Source organism: Pedobacter gandavensis (assembly GCF_032678465.1).
Taxonomy (GTDB): Bacteria; Bacteroidota; Bacteroidia; order Sphingobacteriales; family Sphingobacteriaceae; genus Pedobacter; species Pedobacter gandavensis_B.
In genome coordinates this window covers 321,411-341,898 of the sequence record NZ_JAVTSK010000004.1, presented here as the reverse complement: position 1 = coordinate 341,898, position 20,488 = coordinate 321,411, and the positions used below count along the sequence as shown (strand labels likewise).

The following is a 20,488-nucleotide window of genomic DNA, read 5'->3' as shown; positions in this document are numbered from 1 at the left end:
AGTCAAGAAAAGCTATTGGTCCATTTTCATCGCTAAGGTTATAGCCTGCGGTTTTTCTATATTTAGAGAAATTTTAGCAACTATGAATAACTGGTTTAAGCGAAATGGCCAACACCTGATGGTCATTATACTTTTCTTTGGAATCACTTTTTTATATTTTAATCCCGTATTCTTTGGAAAGACACTTGGACAAAATGATGTGACGAGAGCACAATCTACTACTACTGAAATCAATCATTACAGGGATAAAGGCGAGACGATTTTATGGACCAATCAAATCCATGGAGGAATGCCTGCATTTCAAATCTGGGCCCCCTACCCCAACAACATTACGACCTGGGCAGTAAAGGCCATTAATCATTCTTTCCCTCAGCCAGTAGGAACTGTGCTGGTGTTGCTGCTGGGCAGTTACTTCCTATTTTGTGTTTTAAAGCTGAATCCCTGGTTATCCGCTGCAGGGGCTATTGCTTTTACTTTTTCCTCCTACAACATCATATTATTTGGCGCAGGGCATGCCAATCAGGTCGCAGCGATCTCTTTCTTTGCCCCTGTTATTGCAGGAGTAATCCTGGTTTTCAGAGGCAAGCACCTTTATGGAGCAGCCGTATTGGCTTTATTTTTAGCCCTGGAAATTAGAGCCAATCATATCCAGATGACTTATTACCTATTTTTAGCGATTCTGTTACTGGTAGGAATAGAAGCCTATTATGCGATAAAATCCAAACAAACAGGAGTCTTTTTAAAATCTGCTGCCTTTGCCCTGTTGGCAGGTTTGCTCGCTGTTGCAGTCAATACTTCTTCCTTATGGAGTACTTACGAATACAGTGCAGAAACAATTAGGGGGCATGCCAACCTGACGCAGAAAGTGGAAAAAACCAGCACGGGATTATCCAGGGAATATGCTTACCAATGGAGTCAGGGGGTGGAAGAGTGTATTACTTTCCTGATTCCGAATGCCTTTGGCGGGAGTTCCAGAGGAAATGCGGTTTCCCATCCCAATGTGGTCAAAACACTGACGGAAATCGGCGCCGATGCGGGTCAGGCAGATTATCTTTCTAAATCCCTTATGCCTTTTTACTGGGGAGAAAAGCCCTTCACCGAAGGCTCGTTTTATTTTGGAGCGGTGATTTGTTTCCTTTTTGTATTGGGATTATTTATTGTTAAAAACCGCATCAAATGGTGGTTATTGTCGGTAGTCATCCTCACCATGTTCTTATCCTTTGGAAAGAACTTACCATTGATATCTGATTTGTTCTTTTACTATGCCCCTTTCTATAATAAATTCCGGGCAGTCGAGTCAATTCTTGCGGTAGCCGGATTGTGTTTTCCAATATTGGCGGTGCTGGCGGTTAACGAATTATTATTGAATCCGAATAAGCCAGAACTTTTTAAAAAGGTTAAAACTGCCTTTTACATTACTTTTGGACTTTCCTTACTGATTGCGGTTATTCCTACGCTGTTTCTTTCTTTTAAAAGCAGTGACCACGAAGCTGTTGTAGCCCAGTTTGCAGAGGCACTTAAATTAGATCAATCTACTGCAAACACCATTGGAAATGCTTTTGTAGCGGATAGAAAATCTGCTGCTCAGGCAGATGCCATTCGCTCTTGTTTGTTTATTCTGGTGGCATTTGGAGGAATCTGGGCCTACCTAAAAAACAAAATCAATTTTCAGGTACTGTCCATTGCATTCTTATTTTTAGTATTGCTGGACATGTGGGGCGTAGATAAAAGGTATTTAAACGAGGGCACTTTTATGGCTAAAAAGGATGTTGAAAAACCTCAGATGCGGGAAGTGGACCATTTGATTGACCAGGATAAAGACCCGAACTTCAAAGTAATTGATTTGACGCAAAGCATCATGAATGATGCCACTACTCCATACTTCCACAAGTCTATTGGTGGTTATTCGGCCGTCCGCCTGAAGCGATTTGATGAGGTGATTGAAACGCATTTCAAGAAGAACATCAACCTGAATATTCTGGGTATGATGAACACCAAATACCTGATCGGCAGGGATCCAAAATCCCCAAAGCTGCAGGCACAATTGAATCCGAATGCATGTGGCCATGTCTGGTTTGTCAACAAGATCCAGTATGTCGCCAATGCAGATCAGGAAATGGAGCTGATCGGTATTTTTGACCCGAAAGAAAAGATAGTGATCGACCAGCAGTACAAACCTTTGGTTAAGGAGCAACAGTTAACTGCTATACCTCCTTCTGGAAAAATTAAACTGAGTAGCTATTACCCTGACCGGATGGTATACCAGAGCAATTCTCCGCAGTCCAATATTGCGGTATTTTCAGAAATCTATTACAATAAGGGTTGGAAGATGTTGATAGATGATGTGGAGCAACCCTATTTCCGTGCGAATTACCTGTTAAGGGCTGCACATATTCCGGCAGGAAATCATAAAATAGAATTTGTATTTCATCCGGCATCATATTATACCGGGGAGATCATTTCTTTAGTTGCTTCGATTGTATTGATTTCGGGTTTACTATTAGCCGCATATATTGGCGTTAGGAAAAAAAGAGCCCTATAGTACGCCCCAAAAAAAAGAGCCTTTAAATCCGCAGATTTAAAGGCTCATCAAAGAATTGGGTTTTATAAACTATGAGGGTAGTAATCATTCTCCACCGTACCATCTTCATATAATTTTAGCATGGCATAACCTGGAGGCGTTTCCAGATAATATCCCGGTCCTGCAGATTCGGCATCCCCTTTTCCCCACCAGAAACCGCTCATTGCGCCATTGCAACAATAAAGCACCCCGTTATAGCTGGTATGATCAGTTAAGTGATTATGGCCACTGAGACAAACCTTCACCTTATCACGGTGTTTGTAAAACAAATCCTTTAACTTTTTACAGTCGGAATGTCCGCCGCCTACCAGAACCTGGGTGGTACCAAGGATTGGATAATGCGACATCAATAAGGTTGGCGTTCCTGCCGGTAATTTGTCGAGCTCCTTTTCTAACCATTCGTATTGTTCAGGATCCAGGGAAATGTCTTTATTGTTCCCATCTAAAATAATGAAATGCCAGTTCTTCTTTGTAAATGAATAGTACCTATTGGGAATTTTCAGTCGTTTCACTACGTAATCCTTCCCATACATTTCATGGTCTTTAGAAGGTGCTTTCCACCAGGGATCATGATTGCCAATACAGCTATGTAGCTCATATTTATCCAGGGACTTCATACAGTCGTCCCAGATCCCCCATTGCTGGATCACCTGATCATGGACTACATTATCATAAGAGGCATCGTTGATAGAATCTCCTCCGTTGAGGAAGAAATCAGGTTTATGTCTGGCGATAATCTGGTTCAGGCATTTTTTAAATCTGGCAGGGGCATCATCACCTTCTCTGATGTGCACATCGGTAATATGCGCTACAGTTAAAGCCGGTTTTTTCGCATTCTTCGCCTGTTTATCAGGACTTGAAGCCAGTGCGGGTACAGCACCAGTTGCTACTGCGCCAAGTGCCAGTCCCGCCGCTTTCAGTAAAGATCTTCTTTTCAATTGCGTCATTTGTTTAGGGTTTCATGAGTATGATACGGCTGTGTGTTACCAGCCGAATATTTGTTTAAGGTTGCTATTCAATAAAATTTGCTGTTGTGGAATCGGGCGGTAATAGTACTTAGGTTCCTCGAATTTACGGGTAATTGATTCAGTGACAATATTTCCTCCATTTTTTCCATTTTTAAGGTATACGGTCGCTTCTGATCCGATTGGGCCCGCAACATAATATACCAGGGAGATTCCTAATGAGTTCTTTACTTTTTGCGCTTCTTCCGGAATAGTTTGACCTACATCAATCAAGATGATGTCATCTACACCATCACCTGTTAGGTCAAATTTCCCTAAACCAGGAAAATACATTCCTTCAGGACTTTTAGTCAGTAATTTTCCGGCTTTCCACCTCATCAGGTCATCAAATCTAAAGTCCTCAAAAGCAAACTCAACTCTACGTTCTCTTCTGATTTCCAGGATCAGTCCCTGGTTAGCGGTTACATTGTTAAACTGCTGTTGTAAAAGTGGATCAGGATTTCCATTTGCCTGGCTAAGGTTTAAATCAGGCATTCCTGCTCTTTTCCTCAGCAGGTTAACTGTAGCATCCAATTGAGCCTGACTCAATGTTCCTAATTCAGCTAGCGCTTCGGCATTGGTGAGCAATACTTCGGCATAACGGTATACGGGAAAATCAACACTGTTTAAGGTATTAAAATCCGTACTGTTCACATAACCTTTTAGCTGATGGTATCCGGTAAAATTTTTATTTAAACGCTGAATGTAAGGTGTAGTATTGGGTACGCTGATCCATCCTGGATAGGCAATGGTTTGTGCTAAGCGGGGATCACGATTCTCGAATTCTTTCACAAAACCAAATTGATCATGATTACTGATATCGGTATATCGGGTACCATCTTTCATCAGGTAAGACTGGAGCAGGTCTTTTGCAGGAGCCTGTTCATAATCGCCAAATACGGTTCCATTGACATTTTGCCCCCAGTTCTTCGTCTGGTCAAAAACATTCACAAGAATGACTTCCGGATTTGTAGTCAGGTCCTGACTCGCAAACAAACTGGCATAATCGATAGCTGGCTTATTGGTATTGTAAATAGAGAACTTACCTGAGGCCATCACCTCTGCACTTATTTTCGCGGCAGTTTCTAAAAATGGATTGGCTGAAGCCTGTAAATTCAGTTCATTATGGTATTTACGGAAGGTACCTTCATACAAGGCTGCTCTCATGTAAAATACTGCGGTAGCCCATTTTCCTGGTGTTCCTGAAGGCACCTTTTCCCTGACATTCTTATAGGCATAATCCAGATCGGCCATCACACTATCCATGACCAGGGCACGCGAATCACGTGCTTTATATAAATCCTGATCGCCTGGATTTAAAGTTCCGGAATACCAAGGCACATCAGAAAAGCGTTTCACCATTCCCAAATAAAAGCTCGCTCTGTAGTATCTGGCTAATCCAACATAATGTCGTTTAATTTCATCCGAAACCTTGGCTTTATTGTAGTTTTCTAAAAAATAATTGATGTTACGGAGTCTGGACCAGTTCCATCCACCTGTAATATTCTGGGCATTGGCATTACCAGCCATGATATTTTTCACTTCTACAGCAGCCGTGGTCGTTACATTGTCGCTACTCTGATCGCTCAGATAAGTTCCTCTATCAGGCATCGACAGCAAGCCATTCACATACAAGGCAAGGTCTTCTTCGGTATTAAAGAAAAGGTTTGGAGAAACTGAGGTCTGCGGAAAACGATCCAGTTCTCCCTTCTTACAAGCGCCTACTCCAATGGCCAGCAAAGCGAGTAGCAGATATATATTTTTCTTCATGTTATGTCTAAATGATGTTAAAACGAACGTTAAAAATCAAGGTTTAAGCCTAGCGCTACTCTTCTTTGGAAGGGGTATGCCCAGGCACTTCTATCTGTATTCACAGCCTCAGGATCAACATATTTCTTGATTTTAGAGAATTCATACAAATTTTCACCTGTTACATAGACCCTCAGTCGGTTGATCCCTACACGTTTGGTTAAAGTTTTTGGCAGGGTATAGCCAAATGTGATATTCTTAATCCTTAAGTAAGCACCGTTTAACAGGTATTTTGTTTGTGGAATATCCAGACCAGCGCCAGTGTTGGCATCGGCTAACCAGGCTTGTAGTACCGGGTATTGAGAATTGGTATTTGCATCTGCCAGTCCGGCCGCAATATAAGCAGCAGAGTGTTTGGCCCTTTGTTCAGGAGAATCGGAAACCCCTCTGTAGAAATCCAGGTTCCATGGGTATACGTTGGCATAAGGCTGCTGATATGGTCCCCAGAACAAGTAATGATGAGGATAGTAGTCTCTTTTTAATACTCCTTGCATGAATATAGACAAGTCGAAACCATTCCAATCCATATTGAAGTTTGCACCAAGGCTATAGCGATCGCTACTGTTTCCAATAATTTTAAGGTCTTTTGAGTCCTTGGCACTGAGGCCCCTCTCGATTTTATTGTCGCCATTCAGGTCCTTATACTTTGGCCATCCAGGTACAATGTCCAAAGCTCCCCATGGGATCAGGCTCTTTTGATCCAGGGCAGCAATTTCTTCTTTACTTTGGAAGAAACCATCATTTTCCAATCCCCAAATCTCACCGAGTGTTTGTCCTACGCGATAATTAGAAAGCAAGTCCTGGTCGTTCTTAAACTTCGTGATCTTGGAGCGGGAGTCGGAAAGGAATACTTTAGCACTAAAATTAAATGGTTTTGCTCCGATATCTACATGGTCGCGATAAGTAACAGATAGCTCCCAGCCTTTCGTTCTAAGATCGGCCACATTTTGTGCCGGAGGCGTGGTTCCGATTACTGCCGGAAGTTCTTGTCCGGCTACCAACATCCCTTTGGTATCACGTATATAATAATCGAAAGTCAGCAGGAATTTATTATCAATCAAACCAATATCGGTACCCAGATTGAGTGTCGATACCCGCTCCCAGGTATAAGTTGTTGGATCAATATATAATTTCGGCGCTTGTAAAATCACCTGACGTTGCATGCCATCGATCAGATAATTGGATCCTCCGGTAGGCAAAGTCTGGATATAGGCGAAATTATCTACATTTTGGTTGCCAAGATCCCCATAAGTACTGCGCAGTTTAAACATAGAAAGTACTGGTGCAAGCGGTTTCATGAATTCCTCCGAACTTGTGATCCAGGCGAAGGATGCAGAAGGGAAAAAGCCCCATCTACTGGAGACTGGGAAACGTGAGGATCCATCATAGCGGCCGGTTCCTTCCAAAATATAACGGTCTTTGTAGGTATAATTGATTCTACTGAAACCACTTTTGGTTGCATAGGCGCTATATCCTGTTCCAATTTTAGCTTCTCCGGTGGTTAGTCCAAGGTAAGGGAGTGAAGAAGAGATGAGAAAATCCCTTTGTGCATTTACAGTGGAGTAGTCGTAGGTCTCACTGTTGTAACCCACCATTGCGCTAAAGGCATGGTCTCCTATAGTCTTCTTATAGGTAGCGTATAGATTAAAGGCATTATTGGCCAGATAGTTATTGCTTTCTCTAATGAATCCGTTTCCACCTTCTTCTCTGATATCATCCGGGCCATATCCGATTTTATACTTTTTAGAGTCATTGTGGTATCTCCACAATTCTCTTTTAAATGAAGCATCTCCGTTTACAGTTAAGGCGCCATTCAGGAAAGTTGCTACAGCGCTGGTGACATTTTGAAAACCAAACATATTTTCGAGGTTACTCCCACCATCTACCAATCGGGCGGCGAGTCTGCCAGCACCGGTATTTGCCCAGCTTCCATCTGGATTTTTGGCCACATCAGTAGGTTGCAGATAGTACAGGTCTCTGATATCCGTATTTGGTAAGGTCCTTTTTGTCTGATAAATATTAAGGTTATTGTCTAGTTTCAACCAACTCAGTGGTGAAAATCCAACCCTTGAGCGCAAACCATATCTACTCCAATAATCATCAGTCAGTTTATTTAATCCGTTCTCCTTTGTATAGTCTGCAGACAAATAATAGGTGAGTGGTTTGTTATTGATATTCGCTCCACCAGAAAGGGATACGGCATGATTTTGAGACAGGGTGGAACGGTTAAAAAAGTAATCATACCAGTCATTGCTCCCCATATAGGCCCATTTTGTTTGATCTGCGGGATTGAGACGTGTGTCTGGAATGGATGGATCATCAGATCTTTCTCTCGCCCATTTATAATACTCGTCTGAGAAGTTCACATAATCCCATGGCGTATTATTGGTTGCGGTTTCCAAAACCCTGGAGAAAATATAAGGGTCTGTCACTGGTTTAGGCAATACAGTAGGCTTCCCCCATGCGCTGAAGGTATTATAAATGATCTGTTGTTTTCCGGCTTCTCCTTGTTTGGTCGTAATTAAGATCACTCCAAAAGCAGCTCTTGCGCCATAAATAGCGGAGGAAGCTGCATCACGTAGCACCGTAAAAGAAGAGATATCTGAAGGATTTAGTCTGAGCATATCATCATTACTGGTGGCTGGAATTCCATCGATAACCACCAATGGCGAACCACCATTTACGGAGGTATATCCCCGGATATTGATGTTGGGAACAGATCCTGGAGCGCCTCCGGAATAAGAGATATTTAACCCAGGGCTTAATCCCTGCAAACCTTGCATGACATTGGAAATCGGGCGTGACTCCAATTCTTTTCCTGAGATCTGATCGATGGCTCCTGCAACGTTAATCTTCTTTTTGGTACCGAATCCGACTACTACAACTTCATCCAGATCACCTAAATCAGGCTTCAGGCTGACATTCAATTGTGTTTTACCATTCAGGTTTCGTTCTTCGGTTTTATAACCGATATAGGAGAATACTAGAATGGCATTGGGATCTACATTAGTTAAAGTATACATCCCATTGGAATTGGTTCCAATGCGATTCTTGGTCCCCTTAACACTTACGTTTACTGAGGGAATTGGCCCTTTGGTATCTGCATCAGTCACCTCACCTTTTACCGTGATGTTCTGAGCAAAAACTTTTGCAGTAAATAACATGAGGCAAATCATGAATAGATTTTTTTTCATAATTACAATAAAGTTTAATGTGGTTTGTGGTTTTACGATTGTTGGTCCGATAGATTGGCTACCCATTCCTTATATACTTGTGTACACATGGGTAAAATTGCGTGTTGTTTTAATTTCACTGGTTCGTTTATTTGCTGGTTTATTTTGGTTTGGTTTATAATATTGTGTGTTGCGCGGCAAAGGTCCACTTCCAATATTAACAGGAAGTTACAAATAAATTAATTGAACGTACATTCAATTTAAAATAAATAATTTGCGAACTAGCTTTACTTTTTAGTACATTGGATCCATCATAAATTTCATATGGGTAGAAAAAGTCTCAAAGAAACCAGGCAGTTAGAAATTATTAAGATTTTTTATAAAGTTGCGAAGAAAGAGGGCTATGAAAACACTTCTATCGCGAAAATTGCGAAGGTCATGGACATCAATCCGAGCCTGATCATTCATTACTTTCAAACCAAGGAGGAACTTACTTATGCCTTAATTGATTACATTCTGGACCGTTATCTTTTAATTTATACCATTAAGAGTAAAGATGGCGCTGGTCTTGCTGATTTGCATAAAACGATTGAAATGCTCTTCTCTAAGAAATGGAACTCACTTTTTGATGACGGTTTATTTTATACCTTTTATGCCATGGCATTCAGGGAGAAAAAGATAAAGGAAAAATATAAGACAATTTTAGATGCACTTCGACTTGGGCTGACGACGATGATCGAAGAATGTCATCAAAAAAAACTGATTAAAGTTGCGGATGCGAAAGTCGCAGCGGATTTGATTTTTGTCCTGGTAGATGGAGTTTATTTTTATCTTTCATTGGAAAGCGATAAGAAGGCTTATGCTGAAAAACTAGATTACTATAAAAGCAAAGCTTATTTTATATTGGGTGGGGACTGGAAACCTTAACTCTTTTCTGCGACTCTGTTGGACCTGATATGACGGGCTACGGCATAAAATCCAATCAGGACCCAAAGTCCATTTGCCACTGCATTTGGCATATCACTGTTGTGCAGTGCTGAGGTCACCAAACATAAACCGCCGATAATATTTAGCGTCTGAAAACTTAATGAATCGGCCTTTAGCACTTTTACACTGAGTAACAGGTAGCCCAGCGTGCATAAAACTACACCAACCCATCCTATCTCACTAATGACGATTTGAAACATATTTCCCCCTTTTATTTTAATAGCGGGCAAAATAGTGGTTTTAATGTCCTCTTACAATGGACTATCATCTGATGAGCAAGCTATAGGAATTTGTCGGGATTTATGCGTGTTTTCCCGCCCTGCAATTGCCAAATTACTAATATATACCTAAAAATAATACAATTTTGCAAAAGCAAAAACCAACAGATAATTTCTATATTGGCGGCTTCAAATGAAAACTTCTGGTGTGAGGCTGCATGAATGGTTAGGTTCTTCAAGCAAAGCAGCACTGCCCTAAGATTTAACACACAATTATGAAAAAAACATTTTGGAGTTCTAAACCTCAAAACACCGCTTTGCTTGCCTTAGCATTTCCATTACTGATCTCCCAATTAAATGCCGGAGCAGTACCAGCACCACTTACTTTCCAGCAAGTTATCCAGCAGGATCACAAAATCATCAGTGCAAAAAAGGTTAGCCCTACTGTGATTGAGGTTTTGTTTTCGGACAATCAGCGATTGACTTTAGATTTCTATGGAGATCAAATCTTCAGGTTGTTCCAGGATAATAATGGTGGCGTGATGAGAGATCCGGAAGCTAAACCGGAAGCAAAAATTCTGGTAGAAAACCCAAGAAGAGCGGTTGCAAAGCTAAATTTAACAGACGAAAACAGCCTGATTACGATTTCTACTGATAAAATATCAGTTCAAATCGACAAAAACACGACGCTACTAAAAATCACTAACCTTGTGACCAACCAGGTGGTTTTGGAAGAAGCGGCACCTGTGCGTTTTGAAAAGAATGAAGTAGTGATGACTTTTAAAGAAGGTCCACAAGAGTATTTCTATGGAGGTGGTGTTCAGAATGGTCGTTTCTCTCATAAAGGCAAAGCAATTTCAATTGAAAACCAGAACAGCTGGACGGATGGTGGAGTAGCCTCCCCTAGCCCTTACTACTGGTCGTCTAAGGGTTATGGCCTGTTATGGCACACCTTTAAAAAAGGTAAATATGATTTCGGTGCTAAAGAAAAAGGTACGGTGAAGTTATCCCATGACACAAATTACCTGGATGTCTTCCTGATGGCAAGTGATGGTGCTGTACCACTTCTAAACGACTATTATCAGTTGACAGGAAATCCGGTACTCTTACCGAAATTTGGTTTTTACCAGGGGCATTTAAATGCTTATAACCGTGATTTCTGGAAAGCAGATGAAAAAGGAATGCTATTTGAAGATGGCAAACATTATAAAGAAAGTCAGAAAGACAACGGTGGAATTAAAGAATCTCTAAACGGAGAGAAAAACAACTACCAATTTTCTGCACGTGCTGTAATTGATCGTTACAAGAAGAACGACATGCCTTTTGGCTGGTTACTTCCTAATGATGGTTATGGTGCTGGATATGGCCAGACAGAAACTTTGGATGGCAATATTCAGAATTTAAAAAGCCTAGGAGATTATGCCCGTAAAAATGGGGTAGAAATCGGCTTATGGACACAATCAGACCTTCATCCGAAACCAGAGATTTCTGCTTTATTACAAAGAGATATTTTAAAAGAGGTAAAAGAGGCGGGTGTTCGTGTATTGAAAACTGATGTGGCCTGGGTAGGTGCCGGATATTCTTTCGGATTAAACGGCGTAGCTGATGTGGCGCAGATCATGACCAAATATGGCAATGACGCTCGTCCTTTCATCATCTCTTTAGATGGTTGGGCAGGTACACAGCGCTATGCAGGTATTTGGTCTGGTGACCAGACTGGTGGTGTTTGGGAATACATTCGTTTCCATATCCCTACTTATCTGGGTTCTGGTTTATCCGGACAGCCGAACATTACCTCCGATGTAGATGGTATTTTTGGTGGTAAAAACGTAGCGGTTAACATTAGAGATTTCCAATGGAAAACTTTCACACCAATGCAGTTGAACATGGATGGATGGGGATCAAATGAAAAGTATCCACATGCCCTTGGTGAACCTGCGACCTCAATCAATCGTAATTACCTGAAATTGAAATCGGAGTTGATGCCATATGCTTACAGCATTGCCAGAGAAGCCGTAACAGGTTTACCAATGATTAGAGCGATGTTCCTGGAGTATCCAAACGCCTATACACAAGGAAAAGCCACACAATACCAGTTTTTATATGGTCCTAATTTCTTAGTCGCTCCTATTTATCAGGCTACAAAATCTGATGCAAAAGGCAATGACATTCGCAATGGCATTTACCTTCCTGAAGGATCATGGATTGATTATTTTTCAGGTGATAAATATGCAGGAAACAGCATCCTGAATAGTTTTGAAAGCCCTATCTGGAAATTGCCGGTATTCGTAAAGAATGGCGCAATTATCCCGGTAACTAATCCAAATAACAATGTAACAGAAATCAACAAATCGGTTCGTATTTATGAGGTTTATCCTGCCGGAAAAAGCTCTTTTACAGAATATGATGATGATGGAACTACGGAACAATACAAACTGGGTAAAGGCGTTTCCAGCTTAATTGAGTCGGAAGTAGACAAAAAGAACCGTGCAACTGTAACTATTCATCCTTCAACAGGTGATTTCAATGGCTTTGTAAAACAGAAAGCTACAGAATTCAGAATCAATGTTTCTCAAAAACCTAAAAAGGTTTTGCTGAAGGTTGGAAAGGATAAAGTGAAATTAACAGAAGCCAGTTCGATGAATGACTTCCTGAGCAAAGAGAACGTGTATTTCTACGACGCAGCTCCGAACTTAAATAAATTTGCAACAAAAGGAAGTGAGTTTGAGAAAGTAGCCATGGTAAAAAATCCTCAGCTATTGATCAAAACGGGCACTACAGACATTACAGTGAACCCTGTTGTTGCGACTATTGAAGGTTTCAAATTTGAGCCTGCTGATCGTTTGCGCATCTCAACTGGTGCTTTAACAGCTCCACTTCATGCAGGCGTATCAGATAAAAATAAGGAAGCTTATACCTTGACACCAACCTGGTCGAAAGTACCTCATGCCGATTTCTACGAAATCGATTTCAATGACATGCATTACACCACCATCAGAGATACTGCATTGTTGTTTGATGGCTTAACCGCAGAGACTCCATATTCATTTAAACTGCGTGCAGTGAATAAAGATGGTCAGTCGGCCTGGACAGAATTTAATGCAACTACCAAATCTAATCCGTTAGAATTTGCAATTCAGGGTATCGTTGCCCAATCTACTGCAGCGGATCAGGAAGGTTCAGAAATCGAGCAATTGTTCGACTTTGATGAAGGAAATACCTGGCATACGAAATGGGGTGTAAATGCACTGCCATTCGAGATGGTGATGGACTTAAAAACCATTAACCAACTGGATAAATTCCATTACTTACCTCGCTCAGGAAGAGGAAATGGCATCATTCTGAAAGGTAAAGTATTCTTTAGCAACAATAAACAAGACTGGACTCCTGCAGGTGATTTCACATGGGCTAATACAGATGAAGTGAAGGTATTTAACTTCCCTACTCATCCATCAGCACGTTACATCAAAATGGCCGTTACTGAGGGTGTTGGTAATTTCGGTTCTGGTAGAGAAATCTATGTATTCAAAGTTCCTGGTACAGAAAGTTACCTTCCTGGAGACATCAACAATGACCGTTTGATTGACAGAAATGACTTGACTTCGTATATGAACTATACCGGTTTAAGACAAGGTGATGGTGATTTCGAAGGTTACATCAGCAATGGTGACATCAACAAAAATGGTTTGATTGACGCTTATGACATTTCATTGGTTGCCACCAGAATTGACGGTGGTGTGAAAGCTGATGCAAAAATGGATAAAGTGGCAGGTAAACTGAGCATCAGCACTGCAAAACAAAACTATAACAAAGATGAGATCATCGAGGTTAAAGTGAAAGGTACAAATCTTAAATCTGTAAATGCTTTAAGCTTTGCATTACCATATAACGCTGCTGATTTTGAGTTTGTAAATATTCAGCCTACGAATGTGAAGCATATGGAAAATATGACTTACGACAGGTTACATACCAATGGCAGTAAGGCCTTGTATGCGACTTTTGTAAACTTAGGCGACAAAGAAGTGTTAAATGGTACTTCTGAATTGTTTGTGATCAAACTGAAAGCTAAGCGTAAAGTGAAATTTGACCTTAAAGCCATCGATGGTATATTGGTCGACAAGAATCTGAATAGCGTTAAATTCTAAACGGATTTACACCTAAATACTCAGGCCCTCTGGATTCAAATTCAGAGGGCCTTTTTTATTTTCACCTTAGATCTATAGCATCCTGTTTATCGCATTTGTCTGGAAAACATAAACCTGATGATCAGATAAATTAAAGAGCAGCGTCCTGTTTTAAAAGAAATGGAAACCAATGCCCAATTTCTGCAGGAAATTAGCCAAAGCATTTTATTTTGTTAAGCTCCTTCCCTGATTAATTGCTCAATGATTTTGATAAAGTAATTGTTTAGATCATTCAGGTCTAAAGGGATGGAAATCTCTATCGGATAATTCTTCTGTATAAATCTGAGCATACCAGTATTAGGGCTATTATACAAAACAGCCTAAAGGCACTTCAGGCTGTTTTGTTTGAACTTAAACGTTTTGTGCTACTGCGCTATGAATTTGAATTTTTGAGCATTTGAAGTGTTTGAGGTATTGATTTGTATTTTTGTACCGTTTGCTGTAGAGCCACCATTTACATCCAGGGATTTGTTGGAGCCAACTAGTGATTTTACATTCAAATAACCACCACCTGCACTTTCTATTGTCCATTTCTGGGAATTTCCATTGTGTAAAGTATAAACCTGTACCTTAGTTCCGTCTACACTTGAACCCGTATATACATCCAATACCTTTGTCGTGTCTGCCAATGACTTGAATACATAGGCACTGCCTACTTTTCTGGCAAGGAATTTTTGATTGTTCGAAGTCGGTGTGTTATTCGACCATAAAGTTACAGGAGTTTCATTTGCCGGAGTGTAGCTATTGACGTCAATAACACTGGTATTGTTGACTGCTGAAACTATTTTATAAATCCCACCATTGGTCAATTCGACATAGTCTGCGAGTGCCTGATCAACGCGGTCTGACAAAGTAGTTAAATTGACTGTAGGACTTATAGATGAAAGCGGCAATGTATTGGAGACCGTTTTAATTGTTGGGGTATAACCACCGCTGGACATATAAAATCTGGCTGAATTTAAGGGGGATACCCCTTGCTCAAAATCAACTCTTTGTCCTACGGCTCCATCCGTATTACTGTAGGAAACCTTATTTAGGTTCACCCAGTTACCCGAAGCACTTTCCTTCGCCCAGGAGTTAAAGTACTCTGCTTCCCTGCGGATCTGCCCGTTTTTAGGTCCGAAGTTCTCCAGAAATGAATAAAATCCGTCAAAATATCGCTGATCTTTTGGCGCACGCCAGGTTGCAATATAATTCCAGGTAGTTTGCCCTTCCAATTTATACCAGGCAGACAACAGCACAGAATTAGTGCTTTCTGGTCTGACATTCATGATGAAAGAAACCACCTGATTGGTTTGCCAGTTTGCATTGATATAAGTCTGACCTCCGGTGCCTTCTCCACCAAATCCATTACTGGTCACATTCGTTCCCTTAGCAAGTAGGCTGACATTGTCGGCGGCAGTATGATTCGGATCATTTTGCGCGTCTGCGCTATCCCATACTGAAAACAATACCCTTCGCTCTGTGGGCGAGTTGGTCTGGATTCCCAGGTAGCCCCTATAGAAACCTATTGACATATAGAAAGTATATAATGGATCCTTACCTGCTGGCACTACCACTTCTTGATACAGCCAGTTATAGGACTTCAGCGTACTCGCAGTTGAGCTAAAGCTAAGATGCACTGATGGAGAGCTTTGATAATTGGTTTGGTTTACTTTTGAATTTGCCTGTAAAGCTTTAAATATTAAATTGTGAATGGTGATGGAATTATTGGGATTAGACAGTGGTTTCAACTCGTAACGATAGTAACCCGTTGTTGATGCCACCACTTTAAAAGCGGTGCTCAGGTTCACTGTTCCGGTTCCATTAAAAGTAACCGATTGGGTGCTTGGTGTTACTGCCAGACCGGTATAGCATGGTGTTATCTTGACCTCATAATTCAAATTAACGCCGTTTGAAACGGTGTTTTCAATGGAAAAATCATATTCACCGGCAGTTTGGTAAAGATAATATACCACACTACGGGATTGGTTAGTCCAATTGGAGACTACTCCAAAGTCTTCCGGATAGCCTATTGGGATAGCCACTCCTACAGCATTATCATTTTGCTCAAATGGTTCTGCATAAGCCTTGTTTGCAGGAATAACGAATGTCATTGCATCTGCGGTCACAGTGCTGACTGCTAATTTACGAACTGAAGGTACAGATTTATCATCTGGAGGCAGGGTTGCCTTGGTACAGGATGAAAATGAGATTCCACAGGCCACAATCAATAGCGCAGCCATAAAGTTAGAGACGTAATTTTTTTTGTTCATTGGTTAGGATTTTAGGTTTGATTAAAATGATATAAATAAAAAATTCATTCAGTTGACGCCATCCCCACACTAATTCCACTCTCGTATAACTAATTTATTCACAAAGTTACATGCGCTTCGAAATAACACTGCGCAAACGATTGACTAACAGTTAAATCCAACTTTACATTACCATTTCAATTCATTTAATCGTCCTTAATGAAGGTAAGCTCCTATCAATTTTTTTTAACCTGATTTAATATGGTAAATTGACTGTATTAAGATTTCAAGAAGGTGAAAATCACAACCCAATTGTAAAGGAGGCCGATTTAACTGATAGAACTTGCGGGGCAATTAAAATAGAAACTCATGTTAGAAGAACTTCAAAACTACTATCTGGATCAAAAAGAGCCGAATAAAAGCTGTTTACTTGCTTTAAGAAGCATTATTCTTGAACAAGACCGGAACATTACCGAAACACGGAAGTATGGAATGCCATGTTTCTGCTATAAAAAGAAAATGGTTTGTTATTTATGGACTGATAAAAAAACAGATGAACCCTACCTACTAATGGTAGAGGGCAAACACCTGGATCATCCTAAATTAGAAACAGGTGACCGCGCCAGAATGAAAATTTTCAGGGTTAATCCAAACCAGGACCTGCCAAAAAAAACAATTGAAGGGATTTTACAAAAAGCATTGGACCTTTACAGGCATGGAATCATTAATTAGTCGGATTATCAGACAGTCATAAGATCTTTAAAATTTCGACTGGCATTGGAACTGTCCTAGTGTATTCATATTCTCCAAAATCCTAGATCCATTAGTCTTTGGTATAGTAATAAATTCCATAGGAAGCTGGCTATAAACTTAGGCAGATAAACTGATTTTTATGGCATTATCGGCAGAACATTTATAGATTCATTGATCATAAAATGTATTATTAATGGCTAATCAAAAATTGAAGCGCCCGAATGTATCGGGTGCTTCAATTAAATATTCATTTCTAATTTTGTCCAGCTTTTGAGTTTTGTTAAAATCCGTATCTCAAACCAATTTGAAATTGGTATGGATTACCTGAAGGATTCACGATACCGGAATTATTCACTTTGTAATTGAATGATTTTGTTACTGAATCGTAGTTTGGAACTGCAGGGATAGCAGGTGTTGTAGGAGTTGCCTTTACCTCTGCACGTCCGTTTAGAGCATACAATGACTGATTACCCAAAGATTCATTTACACCCCATGTTTTCTTCAGTAAGTTGGCAAAGTTGAAGATATCACAGGAAACATCAATAGCATGTGTTTTATAAATTTTAAACTTTTTGCTTACCCTAACATCTACCACACCAAAGAATTCATTTACACCGCCATTACGCTTTGCAATTTTACCTGAATATTCCAGGATATAATCTTTTAAGCTTTGGCTGGCGAGAGGATTGTCCAGTATCGCTTGTAAACCATCGCGAACATTTTGAGGAACAGCTTGGTTATTTCTATCAAAAACATAAGCCAAATCGTTGCTAGGTACAAAGTCGCCATTGTTGTTCACACCAGATAAAAGACTGTAACGTGTACCACCAATTCCTGAATAACGAACACCAACAGTTACTCCATAGAACGTAGGAAGTGTACCATAAATCACCACTTTACTTCTGAATTGACCATCAGAATAAGTCATGTGACTTAAATCTCTCGGGTCATCTTTTACAGGCAATGATAATGTGGCAGAGTTTGCTACGTTACCATTGTAAGAAGTATTGTCTTTTGCATCATTCCAGGTATAACTTGCAGAGATTTCACCATCTCTGAAGTATCTCCATGTGGCATCAAGAACCACTGCGAACTGGTTTACTTTACCATCGCTATTTAGTTCTAATACACGACCAAATTTATTACTGATACGACCTTGTTTCCAGTCTGGAGAACCATTGCTTGGCATTTCTGGCACAAACACACCACGATTATCTTCATTAGGTAAGGTAAAGAATGGTTTAGCAACCATATTTCTGTCTACGTACATATAGTTGTGTCGACCTAGAGTTGCATAACCAGTAATTCCAACTTTTAACCTGTCGCTGATCAATTTACTGTAGGATAAGTTGGCTTTATATACTACCGGAATTTTTGCATCTGCACCATAAGTATTGATTGTTGGCAATTGTAATGACGCTAAGGTTGGCGCTGTGGCAGTACCATTTCTATATCCGATAAAATCTGGTTTTGGAACATTAGTATTGATTACATCTACCGTTGCTAAATGTGTACCATCAAAGGTTAAATTATTAATGGTGACATAATTGTTTACATCAGATCCGAATATACCTGCCCCGAAACGAAGAAAGTCGGTTCTGTTTTCGTTGATATCCCAATTGAATTGGATTCTTGGCTGAATTAAGAATTGTTTCAGCTTATGATCGGTTCTTACTCCTACTTCTTCCAGCAATGTTTGGTTCAGTGCTGAGGTAGGATAAGAACTATAGTCTAAGCGCAAACCGCCAATAAAATCTAGTCCGCGGGCTAATTTGGTTTGCATCTGTCCATAGGCAGCCGTATTCCAAATCCCTGCTTTAACTGTTGGATCTGCAACTAAAGGTACTTCACGGTAATATCTGTTTGGAAGCAAATTACTGAAGTTCTCTAGTGAGGAACCAGCATCATTATTGGTATATTCAAATCTTCCGTTTACTTCACTTCCATAAAGTGATTTTGCATTGGTGTACATTAAATCCACACCGAATGTGTATTTAATCTTATCTGTATTATAGTATAAATTATCTACCAACTGGAAAACATTGTTGGTAAAACCCTCTTGTCCAAAGCGGTGGCCACCAATTTGTATGGCAGTACTTGCGCTTGTACCATCCGACAATTTTGAAGGGATATTACCGACTACCGCCCTTGGAATGGAAAAACCAAGCTCATCGTTTTGTGTACTTGCCTGATAAGTATAAAGATGCTGAACTTTCAATTCATTGGTCAGTTTGCTGTTGACATTGGAACGTAAAGTGGCCAATAAACTGTTGTCTACATTTTTATCATTACCATAACTCTCGAAGAAGTTGATGGCCGTATTATCCGCCAAACCCAGTGGATTTCTGTCGTTTGTATAGTTGTCACGAATGGTTAACAGGTTTTTCTCGTTGATTTGCCAGTCGATACGGGCAAATGCGGCATCTGAACCACGCGTTCTGTCGAATGTACCATACTGAGGTGTATTTGCAACGCCATATTTCGAGCGTGCGATATCTAAAAAGTTTGATAATGTAGCATTGGTAATTTTAAATCTCGCTTCATCTGCAGGGCCGTTAATGTCCGCAATAATTAATGGACGAGAATCTTTCTGGTGATCCAATCCTACAAAATAATGCAGCTTATCCTTTATAATTGGTCCGCCTAAAGTAAAGCCATATTGATAAGTAGAGAAGTCGTTTTTGCGCTTAACACCTCTAATATCATAAGGGCTCGATAACCAGTCTGCTCTTCCATACATGAATGCGCTACCAGAAACCGTATTTGTACCAGATTTGGTTACCGCTGTAACCGTACCACCCCCGGCTCTGCCTAAGGTGACGTCATACTGATTGGTTACTACCTTAAATTCTCGAACAGCTTCCATAGAGATAGAGTAAGGTGCACCACTACGGCTGGTTGTACTTCCCGATGAGGTTGGATTTTTAGCACTCATTCCATCAATGGTAAAATTAGTAGAGGAAGCTAGCTGTCCGGCAATTCCGTTCCCTCGACTTAAAGGAGAAAGGTCCATTAAATTAGAAAAGTTACGACCATTTACAGGCAATTGGTTCATTGTTTTGGCAGATATTTCTGTCGATGCCCCAAAATTCTGCACCTTATTTTTCAAGCCTGAAGCGACTACTTCCACACCCTTTAAATCTTGTGAGGCCTCATTCATCACTATAGAAACTCTTGCTGCATCGCCAAAGTTCAGTGCTGCAAGTGTTCGGGTTTGTTCTGCATAGCCCATAAAGGTAGCTGTAATTGAATATGGGCCACCCAAAGGAAGCTCCTGAAAAGTATATTCTCCTTTAGCATTAGTAGAGGTTCTGCTGCTGAAACCTGTAGAGGTATTCTTGACCTGAATGGACGCGCCTGGAATTGGCTTCTTCTGTTGATCCGTAACTGTACCAAAAATAGAGGCCTGCGTAGTCTGTGCAAAAAGAGGATTTTGAACACAAAAACACATAGATAATACTGCAAATAGTAGTTTTCTTACCATAATATATTTAAGATTTTTATGGTACGAAGATGTTGCTAGCGTATTAATTGAACTTTGATTT

10 protein-coding genes are annotated in these 20,488 nt (G+C 40.4%); 4 read left to right on the top strand and 6 right to left on the bottom strand.

Features of this window, described 5'->3' with window-relative positions; all coding sequences use genetic code 11:
- Positions 1-82: 82 nt before the first annotated feature.
- Positions 83-2,542 (top strand): YfhO family protein, encoded by a 2,460-nt coding sequence (locus R2Q94_RS10065; RefSeq protein WP_316821322.1) that lies wholly within the window; start codon positions 83-85, stop codon positions 2,540-2,542.
- Between the two features lie 62 nt (positions 2,543-2,604).
- Here R2Q94_RS10065 and R2Q94_RS10060 read toward each other — a convergent pair whose 3' ends face one another.
- From R2Q94_RS10060 to R2Q94_RS10050, 3 genes are read right to left on the bottom strand one after another with little or no spacing between them, the layout of a single operon-like run.
- On the bottom strand, positions 2,605-3,528 hold the full coding sequence (locus R2Q94_RS10060; RefSeq protein WP_316821321.1) for a metallophosphoesterase family protein: 924 nt from the start codon (positions 3,526-3,528) through the stop codon (positions 2,605-2,607).
- Between the two features lie 36 nt (positions 3,529-3,564).
- Positions 3,565-5,355: a RagB/SusD family nutrient uptake outer membrane protein gene (locus R2Q94_RS10055; RefSeq protein WP_316821320.1), complete on the bottom strand. Its 1,791-nt coding sequence runs from the start codon at positions 5,353-5,355 to the stop codon at positions 3,565-3,567.
- A 29-nt stretch (positions 5,356-5,384) separates the two neighbouring features.
- Positions 5,385-8,588, bottom strand: a complete 3,204-nt coding sequence (locus R2Q94_RS10050) for a TonB-dependent receptor (RefSeq protein ID WP_316821319.1) — start codon at positions 8,586-8,588, stop codon at positions 5,385-5,387.
- A 303-nt stretch (positions 8,589-8,891) separates the two neighbouring features.
- On the opposite strand from R2Q94_RS10050, the gene R2Q94_RS10045 reads away from it, so the two are divergent.
- Positions 8,892-9,494 (top strand): TetR family transcriptional regulator, encoded by a 603-nt coding sequence (locus R2Q94_RS10045; RefSeq protein ID WP_316821318.1) that lies wholly within the window; start codon positions 8,892-8,894, stop codon positions 9,492-9,494.
- On the opposite strand, the gene R2Q94_RS10040 is transcribed toward R2Q94_RS10045, so the two are convergent.
- Positions 9,491-9,754: a CBU_0592 family membrane protein gene (locus R2Q94_RS10040; RefSeq protein ID WP_316821317.1), complete on the bottom strand. Its 264-nt coding sequence runs from the start codon at positions 9,752-9,754 to the stop codon at positions 9,491-9,493. The genes R2Q94_RS10045 and R2Q94_RS10040 overlap by 4 nt on opposite strands.
- 293 nt (positions 9,755-10,047) lie before the next feature.
- On the opposite strand from R2Q94_RS10040, the gene R2Q94_RS10035 reads away from it, so the two are divergent.
- Positions 10,048-13,917: a TIM-barrel domain-containing protein gene (locus tag R2Q94_RS10035; protein WP_316821316.1), complete on the top strand. Its 3,870-nt coding sequence runs from the start codon at positions 10,048-10,050 to the stop codon at positions 13,915-13,917.
- A gap of 404 nt (positions 13,918-14,321) precedes the next feature.
- On the opposite strand, the gene R2Q94_RS10030 is transcribed toward R2Q94_RS10035, so the two are convergent.
- Positions 14,322-16,211, bottom strand: a complete 1,890-nt coding sequence (locus R2Q94_RS10030) for a DUF3472 domain-containing protein (RefSeq protein WP_316821315.1) — start codon at positions 16,209-16,211, stop codon at positions 14,322-14,324.
- 348 nt (positions 16,212-16,559) lie between these two features.
- Between R2Q94_RS10030 and R2Q94_RS10025 the strand changes: the two genes are divergently transcribed.
- Positions 16,560-16,922 carry a DUF1801 domain-containing protein gene (locus R2Q94_RS10025; protein ID WP_316821314.1) on the top strand — a complete coding sequence of 121 codons (363 nt, stop codon included), beginning with the start codon at positions 16,560-16,562 and terminating at the stop codon, positions 16,920-16,922.
- A 301-nt stretch (positions 16,923-17,223) separates the two neighbouring features.
- Here the strand turns inward: R2Q94_RS10025 and R2Q94_RS10020 are convergent, their stop codons facing one another.
- On the bottom strand, positions 17,224-20,427 hold the full coding sequence (locus R2Q94_RS10020) for a TonB-dependent receptor (RefSeq protein ID WP_316821313.1): 3,204 nt from the start codon (positions 20,425-20,427) through the stop codon (positions 17,224-17,226).
- Positions 20,428-20,488 lie beyond the last annotated feature (61 nt).